A 5,983-nucleotide genomic window follows, 5' to 3' on the forward strand; every position below is an offset into this window, starting at 1 on the left:
GACAGCCCCAAGTATACGGCTAGAAAGGCTGCCAACGATCGAGCTTTGGTCGGAGGCGTGCTTGTCAGCGTCTTGGGTGCTTGACCGGCCTTTGCAATGGCCATCGCCATCGCAAGTATCGTGCGTGGCCAGTGAGACCGCAATTTCATCAGCCTGGAGCCGACCGTATCGGTGCTTTTTTATGATTTAGGGATTTTTCGTTTTCCTCTTGGATCATCACGGGTTTGGAGAGGATCTGGTGTTAAGTGCCATTCGGAGCGCCGGCGAACCGCCCGAAATTAATGTGGTCGAGTGATGAAGCCTCCCGAATGCGTTAAACGAGACCCTTTATGGCGGCCCTGGCTGACAACAGTCTGAAAGCTGCAAGCGGCATGCGAAAATGGGGCGATCCTGAATGACGACAGATGCTATCAACATGAAAGAGGCTCGCCCTGAAAGCTGAGCACGCTTTATGCTCAGGCTGCTGACAAGGCCAAAGCAGCGTAAGTGCGTAGTGAAATCCAAGGTCCACATGGGTCGTCGCGCGTCCCATGCGCCTGGGAAGGCGCCGGCCCGGCCAAGCTTTCCCAGCTCGTCCGCATGATGCTTCGCTGAGCGTCAATGGACGTTGGCGCGAGACCAAGGCGTCGTGCGTTGCAATCCGGACGGTCCAGGGTATCAGGAGTTTCACGGCCTCGGCCCGCTTGGCTGGCCACAGTTGAAGCTCCAACGTACCGGCTGGCACCGGGAAATTGGGCTCTGCGCTGCCTCAACGCTGATGGCACGGTCAATGCTTGCCTACCGATGGGGCCGCCCATGCCGTGATGCTGTCGGTCGACGTTCGCAAACCAGACCCTCGCGAGACCCAGCGAAGGGGCTCGCCGGTACGACGAGGGACCTTACCTCTTTATGCGCGGCATCATTAGCCTTACACGTCGTCCCTCGCGCTCGGGTCTTTGTGGGGCGGATGAAGTCCTGATCGCGGTGGCACTGCTGCATGTTTGCGTAAGACCCATCCAGTCACGATCGCGCTGTCCTTCGATGTCGCGGTGCTGATAGGCGGGCAGATCGGTGTGCGCGGCGCCCGCCAAAGGATCGTCGTCACGCCGGAGGAGGCGAGCGTCATAGCCGGCGCGCCGGCGAAAGGCGCTTTCTGTCGGATGCCCGACAATGTCGGATATCGCAAGTATCAAGGTTGGATCAAACCTTGCGAATCGGGGCTTTCTTACTTGGCACGGGGCATGCTCAGGTATCCGCAAACACCCAATGGATAACGAGCAGACTTCCCATGGCCTCACCATGCCGAAAGTTTCCCGGACGCATCCAAAGATGAGGCTCGCGTCAGGCCCAGCAACACGCTGACGGCTCATGTGGCTCGGCGTCGCGTGCCGATCCACTTTCTCCCAATAGGCGTTCGGGAGACATAGATCCTTCAAAATGAGGAACAGATCACTTTGCCAGGAACGCAGCCCATAACCCCACTCTCCCTACCAGAACTACCAAGCAAGCCCCGCACTCATGGGCTTCGCAGGACGTCCGTTGCGTCCGAGTTGGTCGGCGCGGGGCCGGCTCCGATCCCCGTCGCATGGGAGGACGGCAAGGCGAGGGATTTCGTGCTCGACAACGGCATGGAGGTGGTCGTCATTCCCAACCACCGGGCGCCGATCGTCACCCACATGGTGTGGTACAAGATCGGCAGCGCCGACGAGCCGCCGGGCAAATCCGGCATCGCCCATTTCTTCGAGCATCTGATGTTCAAGGCGACGACCAACCATGCGGGCGGCGAATTCGACCGCGCAGTGTTCGAGATCGGCGGCTCCAACAACGCCTTCACCTCCTCCGACTACACCGCCTTCTATCAGACAGTGGCGCCGTCGGCGCTCGAGCTGATGATGAGCTTCGAGGCCGACCGAATGCGAAACCTCATCCTGACCGACGATGTCGTCAAGACCGAGCGCGATGTGGTCATCGAGGAGCGCCGCTCAAGCACCGACACCAACCCGCAGGACGTTCTCCATGAGGAGATCGACGCGACGCTGTGGCAGAACCACCCCTATCGCATCCCGATCATCGGCTGGATGCAGGAGATCGAGCAGCTGAACCGCGTCGACGCCACCGTCTTCTATGAAAAGTACTACTGGCCCAACAACTCCGTGCTGATCGTGGCCGGCGATGTCGAACCGGACACGGTGCGGGCGCTGGCCGAAAAGACCTATGGCAAGGTGGCGCGCGGACCTGACCTGCCGCCGCGCATCCGGCCGGTTGAGCCCGAGCAGAACACCAGGCGCACCGTCACGCTCTCAGACGCCCGCGTCAGCGTGCCCAGTTTTTCGACGCAGTGGGTGGTGCCGTCCTACCACACCGCCAAGCCGGGCGAGGCCGAAGCGCTCGACCTGCTGGCCGAAATTCTCGGCGGCGGTAACCGCGGCCGGCTCTACCAGGCGCTCGCTGTCCAGCAAGGTATCGCTTCCAGCGCCCGCGTCTATTTCCAGGGCACTGTGCTCGACGACACCAAGTTCGCCATCTATGGCGCACCGCGCGGCGATGCCAAGCTGGCTGATCTCGAAGCGGCGGCCGCTGCCGAAGTTGCCCGCATTGCCGAGGATGGTGTCAGCAACGAGGAACTAGGCAAGGCCAAGGACCACTATTTGCTCAATATGATCTTTGCGGAAGACAACCTGGACTGGCTCGCCAGCATCTACGGCTCGACGCTGGCCACCGGCGGTACCGTGAAGGATGTCGAGGAACGGCCGAATCGCATCCGCAAGGTTACCCCCGAGCAAATCAAAGCAGTTGCCGCCCGCTATCTCGCGTTCGACCGTTCGACCACGGGCTATCTCTTGCCCAAGACGGAGAATCAAGAGATGACGCTCGGCGCTCGGCCCCATGCTGCGATGAACATCCAGGAGGTGAAGTCCGAAAAGGGCATCATCGCCTGGCTGGTGGAGGACCACACAGTGGAAATCGTCAACATCGGCTTTGCCTTCAAGGGCGGCACCAAGCAGGACCCGGTCGGGAAGGAGGGGATGGCCAAACTGATGGCCGGCCTGTTCATCGAAGGCGCTGGCCATTACGACAGCGGTGCCTTCCAGGTGAAGCTCGACCATGCCGGCGCCGAAATGAGTTTGGACGCGCAAAGCGACGACATCTACGGATCGATGTGCATGCTTTCCAAAAAGCAGGACGCGGCGTTCGGCCTGCTTCGGCTCGCGCTGAACGCGCCGCGCTTCGAGCAGGGGCCGATCGATCGCGTCCGCGCCGAGATTGTCTCCCGCATCGTCGGCAGCGAGCGAGACCCTAACGCCATCGCTCAGCGCAAATGGCTGCGCGCGATCTATGGCGCGCATCCTTGTTCAAGGCCGGGAGAAGGCACAAAAGAGAGCCTCCCCGGCATCACGCCGTCCGACCTCCGCGCCTTCCACCAGGCCATTTTCGCTCGCGACGGGCTCCATATTGCCGTGGTGGGTGACATTGACGCGAACACGTTGAGGGAAAGGCTTGACCAGCTGTTTGGTGATTTGCCTGAGCAACAAACCCTCGTCCCCGTCTACGATGTCGCGCCGAAACTCGGTCAACTGGTGGAGGAGAACTACGACCTGCCGCAGACTTCGCTGACGTTGGCCTGGCCTGGCGTGAAGCCTAGCGCGCCGGATTTCTACGCGGCCGTGCTGCTGAACGACATCCTTGGCGGCTCATACTTGACTTCCCGCCTTTACGAGGAGGTACGTCAAAAACGCGGCCTTGCCTATCACGTCAGCTCTGAACTAACCCTTGACTCGCTTCTGGTTACGACAGAGACACGCTCGGACTGCGCTGCCCAAACACTGAGCATCGTGCGAGATGTGGTAAAGCAGATGGCGCAGCAAGGACCGACCGGGGCCGAGCTCAAGGCGGCGAAGAAGCACCTGATCGGCGCCTATGCCATCGACCAACTGGGCTCGACCCGCTCGATTGCAGACCGGCTCCTGGATTTGCAGATTCACAAGGCCGACGTCGACTACAACCAGCGTCGCGCCCGCAGCATCGGTCGGGTGACGCTCAAACAGGTCAAGGCGGCGGCCAAAAAGCTGCTTTCGGCCGAGCCCGCCATTTTGGTGGTCGGCCCGCCGCTGGGCGGCAAGGATGAGTAAAGAAACTCATCACACCTTCCTTCTTCATCGGGGCTTCTCGTGGGAAGAGCGTTGGAGGCCCGTGGGCCAAGCAGATCATGCAGACGCGCGGAGTCGTTTTCGCCGACCTTGCGCGGCATTGGCGGTCCGGCGGCCTCTCGCCGAAATGGCGCTCCTCAGCATGTATGCCGCCTTTTTGCAGAATTCAGTCGCACGCCACCAGCAGGCATGGTGGATGAAGCAAACATCCGACTGCTTAATCCATCAATTGATGAACCGCGGGCACTCAAACTAACGAAACTGCTGTCTTTTCATCGGGCTAGCGTGGTCTACCAGCTGCTTTGCCGAGGCCCTACGACGAACCCACTGGTGCAGAATACACACTGACGGCCCGTCGACCTGGATGTTCGCTGCGTTGAGGAGGAATCCGGTATTGCCCCTGTGCCTGCCGATGATCCGTCGCCTGAAATCCCCGCACCTGTTTGGAGCCATCGACCGCCTGCCGGCACTCGGCAGACCAGTTGGCAATAAGACGTTCGAGGTCGTCAATCCGTCGACCGGCGAAGTTTTGGCAGAGCTTCCCGATATGGGCGTGGAGGAGACACGTGCTGCGGTAGACAAGGCCTATGTTGCGCAGTCGGGATGGGCCGCGTTGACGGCCCGAGAACGTAGCGACGTTCTTTGGCGATGGCATCAGCTGATCATCGACCATGCAGGCGATCTCGCCGCGATTCTGACTGCGGAAATGGGCAAGCCGCTTGCCGAAGCCATTTCAGAGGTATCGCATGCGGCGGCGTATCTGCAATGGTATGCCGAAGAGGCCAATCGCGTCTATGGGGAGACGATCTCGGCACCCTCGACAGACCGCCGAATGCTAGTGATCAAGCAGCCCATCGGCGTTGTTGGCACGATCACGCCATGGAATTTCCCGGCCTCCATGGTGGCGCGCAAAATCTCGCCGGCCTTGGCTGCGGGCTGCACAATCGTGCTCAAGCCCGCTGAACAGACGCCGCTTGTGGCTGGCGCAATGTTCGCCCTCGCCCATCAGGCCGGCTTTCCCGATGGCGTGGTCAACCTGATCTATGCGTCCGAAGGTGATCGCGTGGGCCGTGAACTCTGCACCAATTCCAAGATTCGAAAGATCAGCTTCACCGGTTCGACGGAGGTCGGACGGCTGCTGATGCGTCAGTGCTCTGACCAGATCAAGAAGGTCAGCCTTGAACTCGGCGGCAATGCACCTTTCATCATCTTCGATGATGCCGACATTGACGGTGCTGTTGACGGTGCGGTCCAGGCGAAGTTCCGCAATGCCGGCCAGACCTGCGTTTCCGCGAACCGCATTTACGTCCAATCGAGCGTTCACGATGAGTTCGTCAAGAAATTCGTGGAAAGAATCCGGCACTTGTCGGTTGGCGACGGATTCGATGCCGGAGTGGACATCGGACCGCTCATCGACAAGCATGCTCTGGCCAAGATCGAGTCTCACATCGCAGATGCCATTGCGAAAGGCGGCACAATACGATGCGGGGGCCAGCGTATCGGCAAGAATGGCACGTTTTTCGAACCCACGGTCCTCACCGAGATTTCCAGCGTCATGGCAGTCGCGCAAGAGGAGACATTCGGGCCGCTCGCGCCGATCATTCGCTTCAACGATGCGGATCAGGTCGTGCGCGAGGCCAATGACACGATCTACGGCCTCGCCGCATACTTCTATGCCTCAAACCTGAAGCGGGTCTGGCGTGTGGCAGAGGCTCTGGAATATGGCATGGTTGGCATCAACACGGGACGCATGTCCTCGGAGGCGGCACCGTTTGGCGGGATCAAACAATCCGGCATCGGGCGGGAGGGTTCCCGTCATGGCCTCGAGGACTATCTGGAAATGAAATATCTTTGCA

At 60.3% G+C, this 5,983-nt stretch carries 1 protein-coding gene and 2 pseudogenes; all 3 read left to right on the top strand.

The window, feature by feature from the left end; all coding sequences use genetic code 11:
* Positions 1-1,529: 1,529 nt before the first annotated feature.
* Positions 1,530-2,834: pseudogene (locus tag EOA23_RS30385) on the top strand (pitrilysin family protein); the annotation flags it as partial.
* A 549-nt stretch (positions 2,835-3,383) separates the two neighbouring features.
* Positions 3,384-4,109, top strand: a pseudogene (locus EOA23_RS37090) (pitrilysin family protein); the annotation flags it as partial.
* A gap of 412 nt (positions 4,110-4,521) precedes the next feature.
* Positions 4,522-5,983, top strand: a 1,462-nt coding sequence (locus tag EOA23_RS30395; protein WP_145966522.1) for an NAD-dependent succinate-semialdehyde dehydrogenase, incomplete at its 3' end; no start/stop codon positions are given.

Origin of the sequence: Mesorhizobium sp. M2A.F.Ca.ET.042.01.1.1 (assembly GCF_003997405.1) — a bacterium.
In the GTDB taxonomy this organism is placed as follows: Bacteria; Pseudomonadota; Alphaproteobacteria; order Rhizobiales; family Rhizobiaceae; genus Mesorhizobium.